Source organism: Klebsiella sp. CN_Kp075 (assembly GCF_040065055.2).
Classification (GTDB): Bacteria; Pseudomonadota; Gammaproteobacteria; order Enterobacterales; family Enterobacteriaceae; genus Klebsiella; species Klebsiella aerogenes.
Genome location: NZ_CM198050.1, coordinates 5,163,188 through 5,184,689 on the forward strand (window position 1 = coordinate 5,163,188; position 21,502 = coordinate 5,184,689).

Below are 21,502 nucleotides of genomic sequence, written 5' to 3' on the forward strand. Positions count from 1 at the left end.
AGGAGCGAACCATGCAGGTCAGCAGAAGGCAGTTCTTTAAGATCTGCGCTGGCGGTATGGCAGGCACGACGGCAGCAGCGCTGGGCTTTGCCCCGGCTACTGCGCTCGCGGAAACACGGCAGTACAAACTGCTGCGTACTCGCGAAACCCGCAACACCTGTACGTACTGTTCCGTTGGCTGCGGGCTATTGATGTATAGCCTCGGCGACGGTGCGAAAAACGCCAAAGCATCCATTTTTCATATCGAAGGCGATCCGGACCATCCGGTAAACCGTGGTGCGCTCTGCCCGAAAGGGGCCGGTCTGGTGGACTTTATCCATTCTGAAAGCCGCCTGAAATTCCCGGAATATCGTGCGCCAGGTTCTGATAAATGGCAACAAATCAGCTGGGATGAAGCGTTCGATCGCATCGCGAAGCTGATGAAAGAGGACCGTGACGCCAACTTTATCGCCCAAAACAGCGCCGGCACCACCGTTAACCGTTGGCTGACCACCGGTATGCTGTGCGCCTCCGCTTCCAGTAACGAAACCGGCTATTTAACACAGAAATTCACCCGCGCCCTCGGGATGCTGGCGGTGGATAACCAGGCGCGTGTCTGACACGGACCAACGGTAGCAAGTCTTGCTCCAACATTTGGTCGCGGTGCGATGACCAACCACTGGGTTGATATTAAAAACGCCAACCTGATCGTGGTGATGGGCGGTAACGCCGCAGAAGCGCATCCGGTGGGGTTCCGCTGGGCGATGGAAGCCAAAATTCATAACGGCGCCAAGCTCATCGTTATCGATCCGCGCTTTACGCGTACGGCGTCGGTGGCTGATTTCTATACCCCGATTCGTTCCGGTACCGACATAACCTTCCTGTCGGGCGTCATCCTGTACCTGCTGAATAACGAAAAATTCAACCGTGAATACACCGAAGCCTATACCAACGCCAGCCTGATCGTGCGTGAGGACTACAGCTTTGATGATGGTCTGTTCAGCGGCTACGATGCGGAAAAACGCCAGTATGACAAAACCAGCTGGAACTACGAGCTGGATGAAAACGGCTTCGCCAAACGCGATACCACGCTAATGCATCCACGCTGCGTCTGGAATCTGCTAAAACAGCACGTTTCCCGCTATACGCCGGATGTGGTTGAAAACATCTGTGGTACGCCGAAGGCCGATTTCCTTAAAGTTTGCGAATATATTGCAGAAACCAGCGCGCACGATAAAACCGCGTCGTTCCTGTATGCCCTCGGCTGGACCCAGCACTCCATCGGCGCGCAGAACATTCGCACCATGGCGATGATCCAGCTGCTGCTTGGCAACATGGGGATGGCAGGCGGCGGCGTCAATGCCCTGCGCGGTCACTCCAACATCCAGGGTCTGACCGACCTCGGCCTGCTCTCAACCAGCCTGCCGGGATACATGTCGCTGCCTAATGAAAAACAGGCCGACCTGCAGACCTACCTGAGCGCCAACACGCCGAAACCGCTGTTGAAAGACCAGGTGAACTACTGGGGCAACTATCCGAAGTTCTTCGTCTCCATGATGAAAGCCTTCTTCGGCGATAAAGCTACGGCCGAGAATAGCTGGGGCTTTGACTGGTTGCCGAAGTGGGATAAGAGCTACGACGTTCTGCAGTATTTCGAGATGATGAATCAGGGCAAAGTGAATGGCTATATTTGCCAGGGCTTTAACCCGGTCGCCTCGTTCCCGAACAAAAATAAGGTAGTGGCTTCCCTGTCGAAGCTGAAGTTCCTTGTAACCATCGACCCGCTCAACACCGAAACGTCCACCTTCTGGCAAAACCACGGTGAGTCCAACGATGTTGACCCGTCAAAAATCCAGACCGAAGTATTCCGTCTGCCGTCCACCTGCTTCGCCGAAGAAAACGGTTCTATCGTGAACTCCGGCCGCTGGCTGCAGTGGCACTGGAAAGGCGCGGATGCCCCGGGGATCGCCGTGACCGATGGCGAAATCCTCGCCGGTATCTTCTCGCGTCTGCGTAAGATGTATGCCGAAGAAGGCGGCCCGACGCCGGAGCCGGTGCTCAACATGACGTGGAACTACTCCACGCCGCACGAGCCGGCATCTGAAGAAGTGGCGATGGAAAGTAACGGTAAAGCGCTGGCGGATATTACCGATCCGGCAACCGGCGCGGTAATCGTTAAGAAAGGGCAGCAACTGAGCTCCTTCGCACAGCTACGCGATGACGGCACGACTTCCAGCGGCTGCTGGATCTTCGCCGGAAGCTGGACGCCGGAAGGCAACCAGATGGCGCGCCGCGATAACGCCGACCCGTCAGGCCTCGGCAATACGCTGGGCTGGGCCTGGGCATGGCCGCTGAACCGCCGCATTCTGTATAACCGCGCCTCCGCAGACCCGCAGGGTAAACCGTGGGATCCGAAGCGTCAGTTGCTGAAATGGGACGGCGCGAAATGGGGCGGTGTGGATATTCCGGATTACAGCGCCGCCGCCCCTGGTAGCGACGTTGGTCCGTTTATCATGCAGCCTGAAGGGATGGGGCGTCTGTTCGCTATCGATAAGATGGCTGAAGGGCCGTTCCCGGAACACTACGAACCGTTTGAAACGCCGCTGGGGACGAACCCACTGCATCCAAACGTGGTCTCTAACCCGGCCGCTCGCGTCTTTAAAGGCGATCTCGAGCAGATGGGCAAGGCCGAAAAGTTCCCGTACGTCGGCACCACTTACCGCCTGACCGAACACTTCCACTACTGGACCAAACACGCGCTGCTTAACGCCATCGCGCAGCCGGAACAGTTTGTGGAGATCGGCGAAAAACTGGCGAATAAGCTCGGCATCGGCCACGGCGATACCGTGAAGGTCTCCTCTAACCGCGGCTATATCAAAGCCAAGGCGGTGGTGACCAAGCGTATTCGTACGCTGCAGGTTCATGGTAAAGAGGTGGATACCATCGGTATTCCTATTCACTGGGGCTACGAAGGCGTGGCGAAAAAAGGCTTTATCGCCAATACGCTGACGCCGTTCGTCGGCGACGCCAACACGCAGACGCCGGAGTTTAAGGCCTTCCTCGTGAACGTGGAAAAGGTGTAACGGAGACGACTTATGGCTTATCAATCGCAAGATATTATTCGTCGTTCCGCGACTAACGGTTTCACTCCCGCGCCTCAGGCGCGGGACCACCAGCAGGAAGTGGCGAAGCTTATCGACGTGACCACCTGTATCGGCTGTAAAGCCTGTCAGGTGGCCTGTTCCGAATGGAACGACCTTCGTGACGAAGTGGGTAACAACGTCGGGGTGTATGACAACCCGGCGGACCTGACCGCCAAGTCATGGACGGTCATGCGCTTCTCGGAAGTGGAACAAAACGACAAGCTGGAATGGCTTATTCGTAAAGATGGCTGCATGCACTGCGCTGACCCGGGCTGCCTGAAGGCCTGTCCGTCAGAAGGCGCGATCATTCAGTACGCTAACGGCATCGTCGACTTCCAGTCTGAGCAGTGTATCGGCTGCGGCTACTGCATCGCAGGTTGCCCGTTCGATGTACCGCGCCTGAACCCGGAAGACAACCGCGTCTACAAATGTACGCTGTGCGTAGACCGTGTGACCGTCGGCCAGGAACCGGCCTGCGTGAAAACCTGTCCGACCGGCGCTATCCACTTTGGTTCGAAAGAGGATATGAAAACGCTGGCCGGCGAGCGCGTCGCAGAGCTGAAAACCCGCGGTTACGACAAGGCGGGCCTGTACGATCCGGCTGGCGTCGGCGGCACCCACGTGATGTACGTGTTGCACCATGCCGATAAACCGAATCTGTACCACGGTCTGCCGGAGAATCCGGAAATCAGCCAAACGGTGAAATTCTGGAAAGGTATCTGGAAACCGCTGGCGGCGGTCGGCTTTGCTGCGACCTTCGCAGCCAGCATCTTCCACTACGTCGGCGTCGGTCCAAACCGTGCAGATGAGGAAGAAGACAACCTGCATGAAGAGAAAGACGAGGTGCGCAAATGAGAAAACGTGACACCATCGTGCGCTACACGGCGCCGGAACGCATCAACCACTGGATAACCGCCTTCTGCTTTATTCTGGCGGCGGTAAGCGGGTTAGGCTTTTTCTTCCCGTCGTTTAACTGGCTGATGCATATTCTCGGTACGCCGCAGCTGGCGCGTATTCTCCACCCGTTCGTCGGGGTGGTGATGTTCGCGTCGTTTATCATCATGTTTTTCCGTTACTGGCACCATAACCTAATCAATCGGGATGATATCTTTTGGGCGAAGAATATTCGTAAGATCGTCGTCAACGAGGAGGTAGGCGATACCGGGCGTTATAACTTCGGCCAGAAATGCGTATTCTGGGCGGCAATTATTTTCCTGGTGCTGCTGCTGGTAAGCGGCGTGATCATCTGGCGTCCGTACTTTGCGCCTGCATTCTCAATCCCGGTGATCCGATTCGCGCTGATGCTGCATTCTTTTGCCGCAGTCGCGTTAATTGTGGTTATCATGGTGCATATCTACGCCGCCCTCTGGGTGAAAGGCACCATTACCGCGATGGTGGAAGGCTGGGTTACCAAAACGTGGGCGAAGAAACATCACCCGCGCTGGTACCGTGAAGTCCGCCAGAAACAGGAAAAATAGACTGCATGAGTATTCGCATAATCCCGCAAGACGAGCTGGGTTCGAGCGAGAAACGCACGGCGGAAGCAATTCCGCCGCTACTGTTCCCCAGACTGAAGAATCTGTATAACCGCCGCGCGGAGCGCCTGCGCGAGCTGGCCGCCAATAACCCACTGGGCGATTACCTGCGCTTTGCCGCGCTGATCGCTCATGCGCAGGAAGTGGTGCTGTACGACCATCCGTTGCAGATGGATCTGACTGCCCGCATTAAAGAGGCCAACGATCAGGGCAAGCCGCCGCTGGATATTCACGTATTGCCGCGTGATAAACACTGGCACAAACTGCTGCATTCGCTGATCGCCGAGCTGAAACCGGAGATGAGCGGCCCGGCGCTGTCGGTTATCGAGAACCTGGAAAAAGCTTCCGGGCCGGAACTGGAAGAGATGGCCAGCGCGCTGTTTGCTTCCGATTTCGCCTCGGTCAGCAGCGACAAAGCGCCGTTTATCTGGGCCGCGCTGTCGCTGTACTGGGCGCAAATGGCCAGCCTGATCCCGGGGAAAGCGCGCGCCGAATACGGCGAGCATCGCCAGTTCTGCCCGGTTTGCGGCTCGATGCCGGTCTCCAGCATCGTGCAAATCGGCACCACTCAGGGGCTGCGCTATCTGCACTGCAACTTGTGTGAAACCGAATGGCATGTGGTGCGCGTAAAATGCAGCAACTGCGAACAGAGCCGCGACCTGCACTACTGGTCGCTGGATAACGAGCAGGCGGCGGTGAAAGCCGAAAGCTGCGGCGACTGCGGGAGCTACCTGAAGATTATGTATCAGGAGAAAGACCCGAAAGTCGAAGCCGTTGCCGACGATTTAGCCTCGCTGGTACTCGATGCTCGCATGGAACAGGAAGGCTTCGCCAGAAGCTCAATTAACCCGTTCATGTTCCCCGGCGAAGGGGAGTAAGTTCTGCGCTCCTGTAACGGGCGACTCAGGTCGCTCGTTATCATTCATACGGCGTGACCACGCCGGAAATGCTCTCCTTATCCCGATCCTGCTTCTCCAGATATTGTTCAACAGAAGAAGCAGATCTTTGCTGAGAAATACGCTTTTGCGAGCCGCTTTCCACAATGCGATCGCGGCTTTATTCGGTATATCTTTTTCGCAAAAACCAGGCTATAACACTGGATATTAATCCAGTAAAAGGGACTTGCCATGACGTTGGAAAAAGGTATTGCTTCGCTGGTTGAAGAGTTTATTGCTGCGGGGCGGCCATCAGCACGAGAACAGAGTATTGATGACCGGAGAAACGGCTATCTCGCCAGCGCCGTTCTCGCAGGGGAAACGGAAACGCGTGTGCAGGTTGAAGACATCACGCTCGATGGCATAACCTTTCGCGTCGTCTCGCCGCCAAAAAGCAACGGCTTGCTACCCACCATGGTGTATTACCACGGCGGCTGTTTTGTGAGCGGCGGCTTTGCCACCCATGACAACCAATTGCGCCAGCTTGCCTGGTTCAGTGGGTGCCGGGTGATCGCCGTGCAGTATCGCCTGGCCCCGGAGTACCCTTTTCCGACGGCGCACGATGATGCGGAACGAGGCGCCAACATTATCCATCGGTATGCGCGGCGGCTTGGCGTTGACGCCGCGCGCATCACGCTGGCCGGCGACAGCGCCGGCGGCCACCTCGCCCTGGTCACGGCTCTGCGCCTGAAAGCGGCGGGAGCATGGCAACCTGCGCAGGTTATCCTGATTTACCCTATGCTCGACGCTACCGCCAGCATGGCAAGCTACGCCAGCAACGGCGAGGATTACATCATTACCCGGGGTACGCTGCTTAGCGGCTACGAAATGTATTTAGCGGCCACACCCGCTACCCATCCGGAAGCCAGTCCGCTGTGGCGGGAAGATTTTAACGGGCTGCCGCCGGTTCATATCCTGACGGCCGAATTTGACCCTTTGCGCGATGAGGGAGAAGCGCTGTACCGGCGGCTAATAGCACAGGGGGTAGAAAGCACCTGCCAGCGCTATCTGGGCGTCATTCACGGTTTCTTTCAGTTAGGCGGGATAAGCCTCGCGGCAAGACAGGCGATGCGCGATATCGCCTGGCGTACGCAAACGCCAGGCCAATAATAATGCCGGAGGCGGGTTACTCTTCCTCGTTCCCGCCCTCTTCATACGAACCGAACGGCTTCGCGGGCAATACGATATAGGTACCCTCAAAAACAGCGCCCAGCTTATCGTTACCGAACAGTTCGACCTGAAGCTGTACGCGAGCCTTGCGCCCTCGCGCCAGGCGATCGAGATCGCCGCTTAGCGAGCCCAAATCGGCCACCGCATTCGGGCGTCCGCTAATAGGCTTGCTGTAACGGATATGCGCATCGGCAAGGATAATCGTGCCGCCAAGGTGCCGCTCGCGCAGCATTAACCAAATAAGCCCCCAGCCGGTTAAGGTGGCGAGCGAAAACAGGCTGCCGGCAAACAACGTATGGTGCGGATTCTGATTCCCCGCTTCGGGCATGGTGGTGATAAATTTTTGCCCGGTGTACTGCTGAATGCGCACGCCCATCTTTTCGCTCAGCGGAATGTGCTGATACCAGGCCTGCTGCAGCTGGCCGCACCAGTCACCGCGGTGCAGGATATCATCCAGTGAAGCAATGGGTTTAATCATCAAAAAGTGGCGAATCGGCGTGGTTGTCGGCGTGGTGATTTCTCCCTGGTTCACAAAGCCCAGCTTAGAGAAAAACTCCATCGCGTCTTCACGGGCGCTACAGGTCACCCGCTTCACCCCTTCCTGACGGGCGACTGACTCAAGGGTCATCGCCATAAGGGTGCCTAAACCTTTATCCTGAACGGAAGGATGAACGGCCATAAAACGGATCGAGGCTTCATTCTCCGCATTGATATACAGCCGACCGACGGCAACCAGATTGCCCTCTTCATCGACGACCATCTGGTGATGCGCCATGGCATCCCAGGCGTCGCGTTCCGACCCTTTAGGCTGATGCAGCGGCTTACGCAGCATCTCCCAGCGGAACTGATAATAGCTTTCTAACTCTTCTTCTGTTTGCGGTACACGAAGGTGATACATAGCTGTACTCTCTTTTGTTACCCGCAGCCTGCCCGGAAGCTGACTCATACCTGCAACCAAAAGGTCACGGGACCATCGTTTACCAGCGAGACCTGCATATCCGCAGCGAATCTCCCGGTCTGAGTATTCATCTCTTGCTGACGGCAGCGCTCAACAAAGTATTCATACAGCGCTTCCGCTCTGTCCGGCGCCGCGCCTTTGGAAAAACTCGGGCGCATGCCGCGCTCGGTATCGGCCGCCAGCGTAAATTGCGAAACCACCAGCACGCTGCCGCCCGCCTGCTGGACATTAAGATTCATTTTGCCTTCGGCGTCGCTGAAAATGCGATAGCCGAGCACCCGTTCACACAGACGATTGGCCTTCTGTTCGTCATCGTCTTTCTCGACGCCCAGCAGCACCAGCAATCCCGGACCGATTTCACCCGTCACTTCACCCTCCACGGTAACGCTTGCACGGGATACGCGTTGAATTAATGCAATCATGGTTGTTCTGTTTCTTCTTTTTTGAGTTTGCGGTATTCACCGAGAGTGACAGTTATTTCAGCGCCAAGCAAGACGATACACCAGGTCCAGTAAACCCAGACAAACAAAATGGGTACTACCGCTATCACGCCATAAATCAACTGGTATGACGGAAACATGGTGATATATAAAGCAAAAGCCTTTTTACCGGCTTCAAAAAGCAGTGCCGCCACCAGCGAACCGATTACCGCATCGCGATTGCGCACCTGGGTGGTGGGCACGATGCTATAAAGCATCCAGAACGCCGCCCACGATAAGATTAGCGGGAATATACGTAGTACATCGTCAATGACGCTATTGAGATCGCTGGCCCAGCGTAGCGAGAGAAGATAGGAACTGATTGCCAGACTGGCGCCGGCCAACAGCGGACCAAGAGTCAGGATCATCCAGTAGACCGCAAATGAATAGATTTTTGGCCGCGTCCGACTGCTGCGCCAGATGGTGTTCAACGCGCTATCAATCGAGTACATCAGCAGTAATGAGGTGACGATTAACCCGAAGGCGCCGACGGCCGTCATCCTGCTGGAGTTCGCCACAAACTGTTCTATATACCCCTGAATGACATCGCCGGTCGCCGGAATGAAGTTGGCAAAGATAAAATGGCGGATCTGCACGCTGACGTCGGAGAACATCGGGAAGGCGGCAAACAGGGCAAAAACCACGGCGATCAGCGGCACCAGCGCAAGTAAAGACACGTAGGCCAGATTCCCCGCCAACGTCGTCATGTTGTCTTCTTCAATTCGCCGCCACAGCAGCTTAAGCCAGGCCACCAGCGGCCTGGTATGGTATTTGGTTTTTTGATGAACGCTTTTTAGCATAGCTGCTTCGCAAAGTAATTGGGGATGGTCTCCTTACCCGTGACCAGAATACTGGTGATCCCCAACTGATTAGCCCCAGCTATATTATCGGCGTTATCGTCAAAAAAGACCGCTTCTTGCGGCGAAAATCCTTCTGCCTGCAGCACGCTTTGATAGATACGCGTTTCGGGTTTGCGCATCCCCATCTCTTGTGAGAGGTACACATGATCGGCGGCAGCACGCACTTGCGGATATTCACTTGGCCAGAAAGTGGTATGTAATCGGTTGGTGTTCGAGAGCACTACCACGCGATGCCCCTGGTCGCGAAGTTTTTGCATGATGTCGGTAACTTCTGGACGTAAGGCGACAAAAACGGCCTGCCAGCCGTGGGCGAACTGTTCATAGCTCAGCGGCATGTTCATTTCGTGGCACATCGCGGCGGCAAACTCTTCGTCGCTGATCTCCCCGCGTTCATGCTGGTGGAAGGCATCGCCCATGACAAAGTCTTGCTTTAGCGTCGCCAGCGGGATGCGGGTCAAATCGCTCCACGTTCCGAGCACCCGGTTGAAGTCAATGTCGACAATCACATTACCTAAATCAAAGATATAGAGCATTTTTGTCTCCTTCCGCGCCGTTGAAGATTAACTGTAGCGGGAAAGAAGAGGTTTGACTATGAACAAACCGGAAACGATTCAAGACATCTCAGGCGCAAAAACGACCAAAGCCGCATATCTGCGGCTTTGGTGAAATGGCAGATCCCTTAAAATCAGACCAATGCGGTTTCCAACATATTCTTTCTGCGGTTGATGCGTTTAACCAGCATCACCGAAACGAACGCGCCGGCGCAAGCGAAGCAGGCCATGATGCCAAAGACTATCTTGTACCCCACCAGACCCGGATTGAGATCGAGAATGTAGCCGTACAGGCTGTAGCAAAACATCGCCGGTGCATAGCCAATGAAGCTCCCCAGCGCCATCGCCGCGCCCGTCTGGTTTTCAGCGATTTTCGCTTCCCCAATCGGGGCAAAAAACACGGCTCGTTGCGTAAAAACAATCGCACCGAACCCGAGAGTACACACCATACCCAGATAGACCGGCATACTTTCGTGCGGTAACAGAATTAACGCGACTAAAGCCATCGTACTGATACAGAAGGTATAAAAGAGATATTTACTTGGCGATTTGAGGATCTTATCGGCAATTAAACCGCCAATTGGACCACCGATCATTTTTAAACAGTACTGGTTAATAATGCCGTAGGCGCCAACCAGGGCTACCGGCAGCATGTAGATGTTCTTCAGGAACGGGATAAAGAAGGTGAGTCCACAGTAAACGGCGTAAACAAAGAACACATTGAAGGCAATCAGCCAGATAGTTTTGTCTTTCAGCACCGAAGAGATACTGGTTTGTTGCCTGGTGGTGCCTTCATCCGCGGCGGGCGTCGGCTCATCCTTCTGCTTAAGCATGAAAAACAGCAAGACGCCTACAACAATGACAATAATGGCATAGAACCAAATCCCGGCTTTAAAACCCAGTAAGCCACTGCCAAACCAGGTGAAAATAGCTAATGCGGAAAATGCGATAACGGTATCGACAATTCCGCGCCCCGTTTCGAAGAAGCCAAATAAGCGCCCCTGCTGTTCGCTATTTCCTAACCGACTCACCGATTTTAACAATACCGGCCAGTTCATCATGTCGCAGGTGACGCCAAATAATGCCCAGACAAATAGAATGCCCCAATAGCCAGGCATCGTTGTCAGATAGATACCTAATAATCCCGTCGCTATCAGTGAAAATGACATGGTGTAGCGACGCGGAAGTTTATCAGCAAAGTAAATTGACAAGAAAAAACCGATGGTTGTCACTACTGAGTTTACCGACATGGCATTACCAATCTGACCGTTGGTCAAATGAAAATAATCCTGCATCGGTATATAAAATGCGTCTTTTAATGAAGGCAGTTTATAAATGGTACCACCACAAAGCGTTAACAGGCTAAATATAGCCCATTTCTTTCTTGTGAGCATAAGATCCCCTGATGACTTAACATCATTTTATTTAAGGACATGGAACATTTCGCCATTCTAAAAAATAGCGATCATAAATACCAAATGTAATTAAAAGTTAGCGTGCAAGAATTTTCAGTGCATCATTTTTTATATCGCGTAAAGTGTCCATGACAAAATTTAACTGGGCGATCGCATCCTGTTTTTCTTTATCCAGCCGGGTTTCAAGTTGCGTTGTATCAGGCAGAGGCGTTTCGCTCATTTGTCGCCACGGGATCCACGGGTTATCGCCTTCAGTCGCAAAGCGGAAAGGTGGCGCGTAATAATCAACTTCTTCTTCCAGTCCGTACGCCATCACCTGTGGTTGCTCCTGGCCCAGACAAATTAACTCAGTCAGCAGCGCCTTAAACGGCATATCACCCAGACCTGAGTTACAGGCCCGGTGCCCCAGCCCGCCATTTTCCGCAATAATACAGGCATCTTTAATGTGAACCTGAGTGACATAGGGTGACATCACTGCCAACGCCTCAAGCGGTCGCTCATTAGCATTGATCATATTGGCAAAATCAAACAGCAGCGATAGCGACGGCATCTCGCTTTGTTTAATCAGACTGACCAACTCGGCGCTTTTTAAATCTTCATGTTGTTCAATGGTAAAAGTGAGTCCAGATTGGCTATACGCCTCTTTAATATATTGAATATCAGCCGTAATTCTTGCTAAAACTTCTTGTAAAGGCCCTTCGTAACGGGGATAAAAACGAACGGAGGTTGCCCCGGTCTTTAATGCGATAGCGACGGCTTGATCGATGGTCTCTTTATCGGAGGCGCTGGTTTCTATATGGATATCCAACCGTAACGCTTTTGCCTGCTCGCCAAAAGCGGCCAATTGCATATTATCCATACAGCTAAGAGAGTAACGCTCGCCATCGAGGACATGAATTTTCACACCTTTTAAATGATGGCTATTCGCAATTTTCAGTAAATCAGCCGGTAAAATTCTCTCCAGCCGCATATTCAGGTGATATGCATAAGCATGAAGATAAAGAGGAATATTATCAATGCGAGAAAGGATCTTCTCAGCGTTATCTTTAGTGAGCATAAAATACCTACAAGTTAATAAAGAGATCCACAGCCTCAAATCGCCAATACTCGAGATCTATTTGCACGATATTACCTGCACTATCGGCACGATGTTTTTCTATCAGAATAGCGGGCATACCAGCAGAGCCGCCAATGAATTTACTTACATCGCCGGGCATTCTTACTGGCCTGAAGGCTAATTTTTTAATAACAACATTTTTATGATAATTCTTCTCCCAAACGGAAGAAAAAGATTGGTTCTTTAGCCTGGTAATAAACTCTGGCGCAACATTCGGGTTGATAAACGTTTCATGATAAAAAACTTTATGTCCTTCTAATGCCCCCCAGCCGGTTATCAGATATAAATCATGCGCAGGACAGATGGCAACAAGAGCTTCTGCGACGTCGGGATACTCCGTCGTCCGTACCTTTTCGATAAAACCCCACGACGGTTCTCTGCCCTGTTCAATCGCTGCCCGCTGAAAGCTGGCGGAAAGCTCCGGGCTATAGTTAAAACGCGGCTGGGCGACAAACCAGCCTTTACGGTCTTTACGAAATATTCTTGATTCCGCCTCCAGGCTGAGCAGCGCCTGGCGCAGGGTCATACGCTTGATACCGAGCAACTCGCCCAGCTCGCGCTCGGACGGCAATTTTCCACCCGATACCGTCAGCCCCTGCTTTAACCACAGGTCCAGTTTCTCTTTCGCATTTTCCACAGTGGATGGGTTATTCGTCATTGTTTAATCCATTTGGTTTAAACCAGATAACTCATCTTACTCTTGAGCAAAAAAAGAAAGCAATTGCTGTCGCAAGCTTTAAGAATAATTGTGACCGAGCTCTCTCCCGGAGCGACACTGGCGCCGCCAGAAGATAAGCATGAGGAACAGGCATAAAAAAACCCCGCCGGAGAGGCGAGGTTTGAAGGGTAGCAAGAAGGGTAATTACTCTTCTTTTGCACCGCGCATAGCGCGTTTACGATCGTTCTCGGTCAGGTGACGTTTACGGATACGGATAGACGTCGGAGTAACTTCTACCAGTTCGTCGTCATCGATGAACTCCAGAGCTTGCTCCAGGGTCATCTTAACCGGCGGAACCAGAACCGTTGCTTCGTCAGTACCGGACGCACGCATGTTAGTCAGTTTCTTACCGGTCAGGCAGTTTACCGTCAGGTCATTAGAACGGCTGTGAATACCGATAATTTGACCTTCGTAAACTTCAGCGCCGTGGCCGAGGAACAGCTTACCGCGATCCTGCAGGCCGAACAGTGCGAACGCAACCGCTTTACCCTGACCGTTAGAGATCAGTACGCCGTTGTTACGCTGGCCAACTTCGCCCGGACGAACATCGTCGTAGTGGCTGAAGGTGGAGTACAGCAGACCGGTACCGGAAGTCATGGTCATGAACTCTGAACGGAAGCCGATCAGACCACGGCTTGGGATCACGTAGTCGAGACGTACGCGGCCCTTACCGTCTGGATTCATGTTTTTCAGGTCGCCTTTACGCTCACCCAGCGCCTGCATGACAGAACCCTGGTGCTGCTCTTCGACGTCCAGCGTCACGTTCTCGAACGGCTCTTGTTTACGGCCATCGATTTCGCGGAAGATAACTTTCGGACGGGAAACCGCCATCTCGAAACCTTCACGACGCATGTTTTCAATCAGAACGGACAGGTGCAGTTCACCACGACCAGAAACGCGGAACGCATCGGCGTCTTCGGTTTCTTCAACGCGCAGCGCAACGTTGTGCACCAGCTCTTTGTTCAGACGGTCCAGGATCTGGCGAGAGGTAACGAACTTACCTTCTTTACCGCAGAACGGAGAGGTGTTGACGTTGAAGAACATAGATACGGTCGGCTCATCAACAGACAGTGCCGGCAGCGCTTCGACGTTCTGCGGGTCGCAGATGGTGTCGGAGATGTTCAGCTCGCCCAGACCGGTGATCGCGATGATGTCGCCGGCTTCGGCTACGTCGCTCTCGATACGCTCGAGACCCAGGTGAGTCAGTACTTTACCGACTTTACCGTTACGGGTTTTCCCTTCGCTATCGATGATAGTGATCTGCTGGTTCGGCTTCACTTTACCGCGCTTGATGCGACCAATGCCGATTACGCCAACGTAGTTGTTGTAGTCGAGCTGGGAGATTTGCATCTGCAGCGGACCGTCAAGGTCAACGTCCGGCGCCGGTACACGGTCAACAATCGCCTGGTACAGCGGGGTCATGTCGTCAGCCATGTCTTCGTGGTCCAGACCCGCGATACCGTTCAGCGCGGAAGCGTAAACGATCGGGAAGTCCAGCTGTTCGTCGGTCGCGTCGAGGTTAACGAACAGGTCGAATACCTGGTCGACAACCCAATCCGGACGCGCACCCGGACGGTCAACTTTGTTGATGACCACGATCGGCTTCAGACCGTGAGCAAACGCTTTTTTGGTAACAAAGCGCGTCTGCGGCATCGGGCCATCAAAGGCATCAACCACCAGCAGCACAGAGTCAACCATGGACATAACACGCTCAACTTCACCTCCGAAGTCGGCGTGCCCTGGGGTATCAACGATGTTGATACGGTAATCATTCCATTTGATTGCAGTGTTTTTAGCGAGGATGGTAATCCCACGCTCTTTCTCCAAATCGTTGGAGTCCATCACACGTTCTTGTGCTTCAGTACGTGCGTCGAACGTACCGGATTGCTGTAGCAGCTTATCAACCAGGGTAGTTTTACCATGGTCGACGTGCGCGATGATGGCGATATTACGCAGATTTTCGATCACAACTTTGCCTCAGGCATTAGAAATAGCGCGTTATTGTACACGTATTAAGCGAAGGACTGAACAGGATCACAAAGATCCTCCGCAAACAAGTATTGCAGAGTTTGTTTGTGATCGCTTTCACGGAGCGATAAAAGGGCACCGTAATAAAAATTGCACCAAAATGGTGCTCAATGTTCACATCGAGGCACTATTTTGGTGCATTATCTCCATCATGGTGCAGTCCTTTTGCACTATGGTGCGCATGATACAGCGTTTTACCGTACTTTTAAAAGTTGGCACAGATTTCGCTTTATATTTTTTAAGGCAACAACGCCACTTTTAAGTAGTAAGAAGTTCGTTACCACGACGACAATGACCAATCCGGGAGAGTTTAAGTATGTCCGCTGAACACGTTTTGACGATGCTGAACGAGCACGAAGTGAAGTTTGTCGATCTGCGCTTCACCGATACCAAAGGTAAAGAACAGCACGTCACGATTCCTTCCCATCAGGTAAATGCCGAATTCTTTGAAGAAGGCAAAATGTTTGATGGCTCCTCGATTGGCGGTTGGAAAGGTATTAACGAATCCGACATGGTCCTGATGCCGGATGCCACCACGGCGCTGATCGACCCGTTCTACGAAGAACCTACGCTGATCATCCGCTGCGATATCCTGGAACCCGGCACCCTGCAAGGCTACGACCGCGACCCGCGCTCTATCGCCAAGCGCGCTGAAGAGTACCTGCGCGCCACCGGCATCGCCGACACCGTTCTGTTCGGGCCAGAACCAGAATTCTTCCTGTTCGACGACATCCGCTTTGGCGCATCCATCTCTGGTTCCCACGTGGCCATTGACGATATCGAAGGCGCATGGAACTCTTCTACCAAATACGAAGGCGGCAACAAAGGCCACCGTCCGGGCGTGAAAGGTGGTTACTTCCCGGTTCCGCCGGTAGACTCCTCTCAGGACATCCGTTCTACCATGTGTATGATCATGGAAGAGATGGGCCTGGTTGTTGAAGCTCACCACCACGAAGTGGCAACTGCAGGTCAGAACGAAATCGCCACCCGCTTCAACACCATGACCAAAAAAGCGGACGAAATTCAGATCTACAAATACGTTGTACACAACGTCGCTCACCGTTTCGGTAAAACCGCGACCTTCATGCCAAAACCAATGTTTGGCGATAACGGTTCCGGCATGCACTGCCACATGTCCCTGTCCAAGAACGGCGTAAACCTGTTCTCCGGCGACAAATACGCGGGCCTGTCTGAGCAAGCGCTGCACTACATCGGCGGTGTTATTAAGCACGCTAAAGCGATCAACGCCCTGGCGAACCCGACCACCAACTCCTACAAGCGTCTGGTCCCGGGTTACGAAGCGCCGGTCATGCTGGCTTACTCCGCCCGTAACCGCTCTGCTTCCATCCGTATTCCAGTGGTCGCCTCTCCGAAAGCGCGTCGTATCGAAGTGCGCTTCCCGGACCCGGCAGCCAACCCGTACCTGTGCTTTGCCGCGCTGCTGATGGCCGGCCTCGACGGTATTAAAAACAAAATCCATCCTGGCGATGCGATGGACAAAAACCTGTACGATCTGCCGCCGGAAGAAGCGAAAGAAATCCCGCAGGTTGCAGGTTCTCTGGAAGAAGCCCTGCAGGCTCTGGATGCAGACCGCGAGTTCCTGACCGCAGGCGGCGTCTTCACTGACGAAGCTATCGATGCTTACATCGCCCTGCGCATTGAAGAAAACGACCGCGTACGTATGACTCCGCACCCGGTTGAGTTCGAACTGTACTACAGCGTCTGATTTTGCTGTAAATCCATGGTGTTCCCGTGTTGTGGCACGGGATACCAGGGATGTTTTGTTGCCGTGGAAACTTTCAGCCCATCTCAGGATGGGCTTTTTTCACCAGCAACACGCTGATCTCTCGCGCTTTTTACCAATAAAAAGCTATACTGCACTAAAATAGTGCAACCATTTCAGGAGACTGTCAGATGGCAACAGGCACACAGCCCGATGCTGGGCAGATCCTCAACTCGCTGATCCACAGTATCTTATTAGTCGATGACGACCTCGCGGTGCATTATGCCAACCCGGCAGCCCAGCAGTTACTGGCGCAAAGCTCGCGTAAATTATTCGGTACGCCACTGCCAGAATTGCTGAGCTACTTTTCGTTAAACATTGGCCTGATGCAGGAGAGCCTGCAGGCGGGTCAGGGCTTCACGGATAACGAAGTGACGCTGGTGATTGACGGCCGCTCGCACATTCTCTCCCTCACCGCTCAGCGCCTGCCTGAAGGCTATATCCTGCTTGAGATGTCGCCGATGGATAATCAGCGTCGTTTGAGCCAGGAACAGCTGCAGCATGCTCAGCAGGTGGCGGCGCGCGATTTAGTGCGCGGTCTGGCGCATGAGATTAAAAACCCGCTCGGCGGCCTGCGCGGCGCGGCGCAGCTATTGAGTAAAGCGCTACCGGACCCCGCGCTGATGGAATATACCCAGGTGATTATTGAACAGGCCGACAGGTTACGTAATCTGGTCGATCGCCTGCTGGGGCCGCAGCATCCCGGTATGCACATCACGGAAAGCATTCATAAAGTCGCGGAGCGCGTGGTGGCGCTGGTCTCCATGGAGCTGCCGGATAACGTCAAATTGATCCGCGATTACGACCCGAGCCTGCCTGAGCTGGCCCACGACCCGGAACAAATCGAGCAAGTGCTGCTGAATATCGTGCGCAACGCGCTGCAGGCCCTGGGGCCCGAGGGCGGTGAAATCATCCTGCGCACCCGAACCGCCTTTCAGCTCACGCTCCACGGCGTACGTTACCGTCTGGCGGCGCGTATCGACGTGGAAGATAACGGGCCCGGTATCCCGCCCCATCTGCAGGATACGCTGTTTTACCCCATGGTTAGCGGCCGCGAAGGCGGTACCGGTCTTGGGCTTTCCATCGCCCGCAGTCTTATCGATCAGCACTCCGGCAAAATTGAATTTACCAGTTGGCCAGGCCATACCGAGTTCTCGGTATACCTGCCTATTCGGAAATAGAGGTGTTTATGCAACGAGGGATAGCCTGGGTAGTCGATGACGATAGCTCCATCCGTTGGGTGCTTGAACGCGCACTCACCGGAGCGGGTTTAAGCTGCACCACGTTTGAGAGCGGCAATGAGGTGCTTGATGCCCTCACTACCAAAACGCCGGACGTTTTACTTTCCGACATTCGCATGCCTGGGATGGACGGCCTGGCGCTGTTAAAGCAGATTAAACAACGCCATCCGATGCTTCCGGTCATCATTATGACCGCGCACTCGGATCTCGATGCCGCCGTCAGCGCCTATCAGCAGGGGGCCTTTGATTACCTGCCGAAACCTTTTGATATCGATGAGGCTGTCGCGCTGGTTGACCGTGCGATTAGCCATTATCAGGAGCAGCAGCAGCCGCGTAATACGCCGGTCAGCAGCCCGACGGCCGATATTATTGGCGAAGCGCCGGCGATGCAGGATGTGTTTCGCATCATTGGCCGACTGTCACGCTCCTCAATCAGCGTACTGATCAACGGCGAATCAGGTACCGGTAAAGAGCTGGTCGCCCACGCGCTGCATCGTCACAGTCCACGCGCCAAATCGCCGTTTATCGCCCTTAACATGGCGGCCATTCCGAAAGATTTGATTGAATCGGAACTGTTCGGCCATGAAAAAGGAGCTTTTACCGGCGCCAATACCGTCCGTCAGGGGCGTTTTGAGCAGGCCGATGGCGGTACGCTGTTCCTTGATGAAATTGGCGATATGCCGCTGGATGTTCAGACGCGACTGCTGCGCGTGCTGGCTGACGGTCAATTTTATCGCGTTGGCGGTTATGCACCGGTGAAAGTCGATGTGCGGATTATTGCCGCGACCCACCAGAACCTTGAGCTACGCGTGCAGGAAGGAAAATTCCGTGAAGATTTGTTCCATCGCCTGAACGTGATTCGCGTACATTTGCCGCCGCTGCGCGAACGCCGGGAAGATATTCCGCGCCTGGCGCGCCACTTCCTGCAGATTGCCGCCCGCGAACTGGGCGTCGAAGCCAAGCAGCTGCATCCGGAAACGGAAGCGGCGCTGACGCGGTTGGCCTGGCCCGGTAACGTACGCCAGCTGGAGAACACCTGTCGCTGGCTAACGGTGATGGCAGCAGGCCAGGAGGTATTGACCCAGGATCTGCCGTCCGAGCTGTTCGAAACGTCGATTCCCGATAGCCCAACGCAGATCCAACCGGATAGCTGGGCGACGCTGCTGGGGCAATGGGCTGACCGCGCCCTGCGTTCCGGTCATCAAAACCTGCTATCAGAAGCGCAGCCGGAGATGGAGCGTGCATTGCTCACCACCGCGCTGCGTCATACGCAAGGGCATAAGCAGGAAGCCGCTCGCCTGCTGGGCTGGGGGCGAAATACGTTAACGCGGAAGCTAAAAGAGCTGGGAATGGAATAACACCGGTCTTAGTGGCGAAATGAACGCCCGGTGAGCTGGCTCACCGGGATTCGCTTAAATAACGCGAGAGAACTGCTGCAGGCGCGCTTTCTGCCGCAGATAGGCATCGAAGCACATACAGATGTTACGAATCAACAGACGGCCTTTTGCCGTGACCTGTATTCCTTTTTCATCCACATCCACCAGCCCGTCTTTCGCCAACGGCGCCAGCAATTTCATATCTTCGGCAAAGTAATCGTTGAAGATAAGATCCCACTGCGTTTCAACCGCCGCGAACTCAAGACGGAAGTTGCAAATCAGGGCCTTAATGACATCCCGGCGGATACAATCATCGCGGGTTAACGCAATGCCCCGCCACAGCGCGGTACCGCTTTCATCGACCTGTTGGTAATACTGTTTCAGCTCTTTCTGGTTCTGCGCGTAGCAGTCGCCAATCATACTGATCGCCGACACGCCCATTCCAAGCAGGTCGGTATCGCCCTGGGTGGTGTATCCCTGGAAGTTGCGGTGCAGCACGCCTTCGCGCTGGGCAATCGCCAGTTCATCGTCCGGCCGGGCAAAGTGGTCCATGCCGATAAACTGATAGCCAGCGTCGGTAAGCGAAGCGATGGTTTCCTGCAGGATATCCAGTTTCTGCTCTGCGCTCGGTAAATCCGCGTCTTTAATTTTGCGCTGCGCAGCGAATAACGTTGGCAGATGCGCGTAGTTAAAGACGCTCAGACGGTCCGGGTTGAGTTCAGCCACTTTCTGCAGCGTGAAGGCAAAGCTTTCCGGCGTTTGCTTCGGCAGACCGTAAATCAAATCGATGTTGGTCGATGTGAAGCCAATCTCACGCGCATGACGCAGCAGCGCAAAGATGAATTCTTCATCTTGTTCACGGTTCACCAGGCGCTGTACTTCTTTATTGAAATCCTGCACCCCCATGCTCAGACGGTTGAACCCTGCGGATCGTAAATGATCCAGTACATCCAGTTCGATTTCACGCGGATCAACCTCAATTGAGATTTCCGCATCGGCGTTGAAGTTAAAGTGGTCGCGCAGCAGATTCATCAAGCGGCTGATTTGCGCTTTGTTGAGATAGGTTGGCGTACCGCCGCCCCAGTGCAGCTGGCTAACCTGACGGCCGGCAAAAAGCGGCGCGCGGTGAATAATTTCCTGCTCAAGGACATCAAGATACTGATCGGCCTTATGCTGCTGACGGGTGACAATCTTATTACAGCCGCAGAAATAGCAGAGCTTATGGCAGAACGGGATATGGACGTACAGCGACAGCGGGCGCTGCGGGTAGCGGGCGACGGCGGCGGCAAAATCAGCAGCGCCGAACGCCGGAGAAAACTCCAGCGCGGTGGGATACGAGGTATATCGCGGCCCGGAATAGTTATATTTCTGGATAAGGGCCAGATCCCAGTCGATTAACTGCTCAGACATGCTCACTCCTTCCGATGATGCCGCCGACGGGTACGTCGTGCCGGCCCAACCGCACCTCGGGTCATGAGCCGGTTGCGCAGCCATTTTTGACGCCGCGACAACCGTCTTAGTTTAACGAATAACCACAGCAGATAACATATAACCAGAAGGGTTATAAGCAGGACCGGGAATCCGATGGGATGCAAACGTTAGTTTCCACCCTTCAGCAGACGCATCATATCTTCCTGACGCTCTTCTTCTTCCTCGTCCTCGTCGTCATCATAGGAGAGGCCAAGCTGCTGCATCAGCGCGTCAATACGATCCAGTTTGGCATCGACCCAGGCCTGCTCTTCAGCATTCAGGGTACCGCCCTCTTCCAGACGTTCCAGCAGCGCGTCCAGGCGCTCATCATTCTCCAGCAAATCCAGCTCAGCCTGCGGTGAAAGCATAGGTTTCTCGCTCTTCGGTTTGTGCTGCTTAACGGCCGGGGTGCTTTCAGTCACGCCCAGCGGGATCGGTTTCTTGCTGCCAATACGTGGGTCCTGCTGCTGGCTGCGACCTTTGCTTGCTGAAGCAGCATCGCCGCCGCTGGCGCGGCTGCCTGCGGCATGGCCGCGGTGTTTTTTCTGACGTTTACGGTCGCGTGCTTCCTGGTTCAACTCTTCACGCGACTTACCACGTGCTTTACCGCGCGATGCGGATGCCGGTTTTTTCATGATGTGTGATCTTCAGACAGTTTTCTTCAGTATAGAATTGAGGCGGAATCTAGCAGAAAGCAAGCAAAGAAAAAAGGCGACAGATTAATCTGTCGCCTTTTTCCGCACT

Annotated in this window: 18 protein-coding genes; 8 read left to right on the top strand and 10 right to left on the bottom strand. The window is 54.0% G+C overall.

Going from position 1 to position 21,502, the window contains the following annotated elements:
* The first annotated feature begins 11 nt into the window (after nt 1–11).
* The 5 genes from fdnG to ABLV78_RS24615 all read left to right on the top strand — a co-directional run bounded on the left by fdnG (nt 12) and on the right by ABLV78_RS24615 (nt 6,702).
* Nucleotides 12–3,062 (top strand): formate dehydrogenase-N subunit alpha, encoded by a 3,051-nt coding sequence (gene fdnG / locus ABLV78_RS24595; RefSeq protein WP_141097078.1) that lies wholly within the window; start codon nt 12–14, stop codon nt 3,060–3,062.
* 12 nt (nt 3,063–3,074) lie between these two features.
* Complete coding sequence (gene fdxH / locus ABLV78_RS24600) at nt 3,075–3,977, top strand: formate dehydrogenase subunit beta (protein ID WP_015368961.1); 903 nt, start codon at nt 3,075–3,077, stop codon at nt 3,975–3,977.
* Nucleotides 3,974–4,600, top strand: coding sequence for a formate dehydrogenase cytochrome b556 subunit (gene fdoI / locus ABLV78_RS24605; protein WP_015368962.1), 627 nt, complete (start codon nt 3,974–3,976; stop codon nt 4,598–4,600). Before fdxH ends, fdoI begins: the two co-directional genes overlap by 4 nt.
* A 5-nt stretch (nt 4,601–4,605) precedes the next feature.
* Nucleotides 4,606–5,535 (top strand): formate dehydrogenase accessory protein FdhE, encoded by a 930-nt coding sequence (gene fdhE, locus ABLV78_RS24610; protein ID WP_015368963.1) that lies wholly within the window; start codon nt 4,606–4,608, stop codon nt 5,533–5,535.
* Between the two features lie 249 nt (nt 5,536–5,784).
* Nucleotides 5,785–6,702, top strand: coding sequence for an alpha/beta hydrolase (locus ABLV78_RS24615; RefSeq protein ID WP_047045478.1), 918 nt, complete (start codon nt 5,785–5,787; stop codon nt 6,700–6,702).
* A 16-nt stretch (nt 6,703–6,718) separates the two neighbouring features.
* On the opposite strand, the gene fabY is transcribed toward ABLV78_RS24615, so the two are convergent.
* From fabY to typA, 8 genes are all read right to left on the bottom strand, one after another.
* Nucleotides 6,719–7,660 carry a fatty acid biosynthesis protein FabY gene (gene fabY, locus ABLV78_RS24620; RefSeq protein WP_015368966.1) on the bottom strand — a complete coding sequence of 314 codons (942 nt, stop codon included), beginning with the start codon at nt 7,658–7,660 and terminating at the stop codon, nt 6,719–6,721.
* Nucleotides 7,661–7,704: 44 nt separating this feature from the next.
* Nucleotides 7,705–8,142: a D-aminoacyl-tRNA deacylase gene (gene dtd / locus ABLV78_RS24625; RefSeq protein WP_015368967.1), complete on the bottom strand. Its 438-nt coding sequence runs from the start codon at nt 8,140–8,142 to the stop codon at nt 7,705–7,707.
* Nucleotides 8,139–8,999: a virulence factor BrkB family protein gene (locus tag ABLV78_RS24630; protein WP_015368968.1), complete on the bottom strand. Its 861-nt coding sequence runs from the start codon at nt 8,997–8,999 to the stop codon at nt 8,139–8,141. The genes dtd and ABLV78_RS24630 overlap by 4 nt, the downstream gene beginning before the upstream one ends.
* Nucleotides 8,993–9,592 (bottom strand): glucose-1-phosphatase, encoded by a 600-nt coding sequence (yihX, locus tag ABLV78_RS24635; RefSeq protein ID WP_032715399.1) that lies wholly within the window; start codon nt 9,590–9,592, stop codon nt 8,993–8,995. The genes ABLV78_RS24630 and yihX overlap by 7 nt, the downstream gene beginning before the upstream one ends.
* 152 nt (nt 9,593–9,744) lie before the next feature.
* Nucleotides 9,745–11,004 (bottom strand): MFS transporter, encoded by a 1,260-nt coding sequence (locus ABLV78_RS24640; protein WP_047045480.1) that lies wholly within the window; start codon nt 11,002–11,004, stop codon nt 9,745–9,747.
* A 97-nt stretch (nt 11,005–11,101) separates the two neighbouring features.
* Nucleotides 11,102–12,082: a sugar phosphate isomerase/epimerase family protein gene (locus ABLV78_RS24645; protein ID WP_047045483.1), complete on the bottom strand. Its 981-nt coding sequence runs from the start codon at nt 12,080–12,082 to the stop codon at nt 11,102–11,104.
* A 7-nt stretch (nt 12,083–12,089) separates the two neighbouring features.
* Entirely contained in the window at nt 12,090–12,800 is a 711-nt protein-coding gene (locus ABLV78_RS24650; protein WP_047045486.1) for a GntR family transcriptional regulator, read from the bottom strand.
* 204 nt (nt 12,801–13,004) lie between these two features.
* Nucleotides 13,005–14,828: a ribosome-dependent GTPase TypA gene (typA, locus tag ABLV78_RS24655; protein ID WP_045378776.1), complete on the bottom strand. Its 1,824-nt coding sequence runs from the start codon at nt 14,826–14,828 to the stop codon at nt 13,005–13,007.
* Nucleotides 14,829–15,204: 376 nt separating this feature from the next.
* Here typA and glnA point away from each other — a divergent pair, with 376 nt between their 5' ends.
* The 3 genes from glnA to glnG all read left to right on the top strand — a co-directional run bounded on the left by glnA (nt 15,205) and on the right by glnG (nt 19,270).
* Nucleotides 15,205–16,614, top strand: coding sequence for a glutamate--ammonia ligase (glnA, locus tag ABLV78_RS24660; RefSeq protein WP_015368971.1), 1,410 nt, complete (start codon nt 15,205–15,207; stop codon nt 16,612–16,614).
* Between the two features lie 188 nt (nt 16,615–16,802).
* Nucleotides 16,803–17,852 (top strand): nitrogen regulation protein NR(II), encoded by a 1,050-nt coding sequence (gene glnL / locus ABLV78_RS24665; RefSeq protein ID WP_015368972.1) that lies wholly within the window; start codon nt 16,803–16,805, stop codon nt 17,850–17,852.
* Nucleotides 17,853–17,860: 8 nt separating this feature from the next.
* Nucleotides 17,861–19,270: a nitrogen regulation protein NR(I) gene (gene glnG, locus ABLV78_RS24670; protein ID WP_015368973.1), complete on the top strand. Its 1,410-nt coding sequence runs from the start codon at nt 17,861–17,863 to the stop codon at nt 19,268–19,270.
* A gap of 54 nt (nt 19,271–19,324) precedes the next feature.
* On the opposite strand, the gene hemN is transcribed toward glnG, so the two are convergent.
* Both hemN and yihI read right to left on the bottom strand, forming a co-directional pair.
* Nucleotides 19,325–20,698: an oxygen-independent coproporphyrinogen III oxidase gene (hemN, locus tag ABLV78_RS24675; RefSeq protein WP_047045488.1), complete on the bottom strand. Its 1,374-nt coding sequence runs from the start codon at nt 20,696–20,698 to the stop codon at nt 19,325–19,327.
* 188 nt (nt 20,699–20,886) lie between these two features.
* On the bottom strand, nt 20,887–21,393 hold the full coding sequence (gene yihI / locus ABLV78_RS24680) for a Der GTPase-activating protein YihI (RefSeq protein WP_045395254.1): 507 nt from the start codon (nt 21,391–21,393) through the stop codon (nt 20,887–20,889).
* Nucleotides 21,394–21,502: the final 109 nt, after the last annotated feature.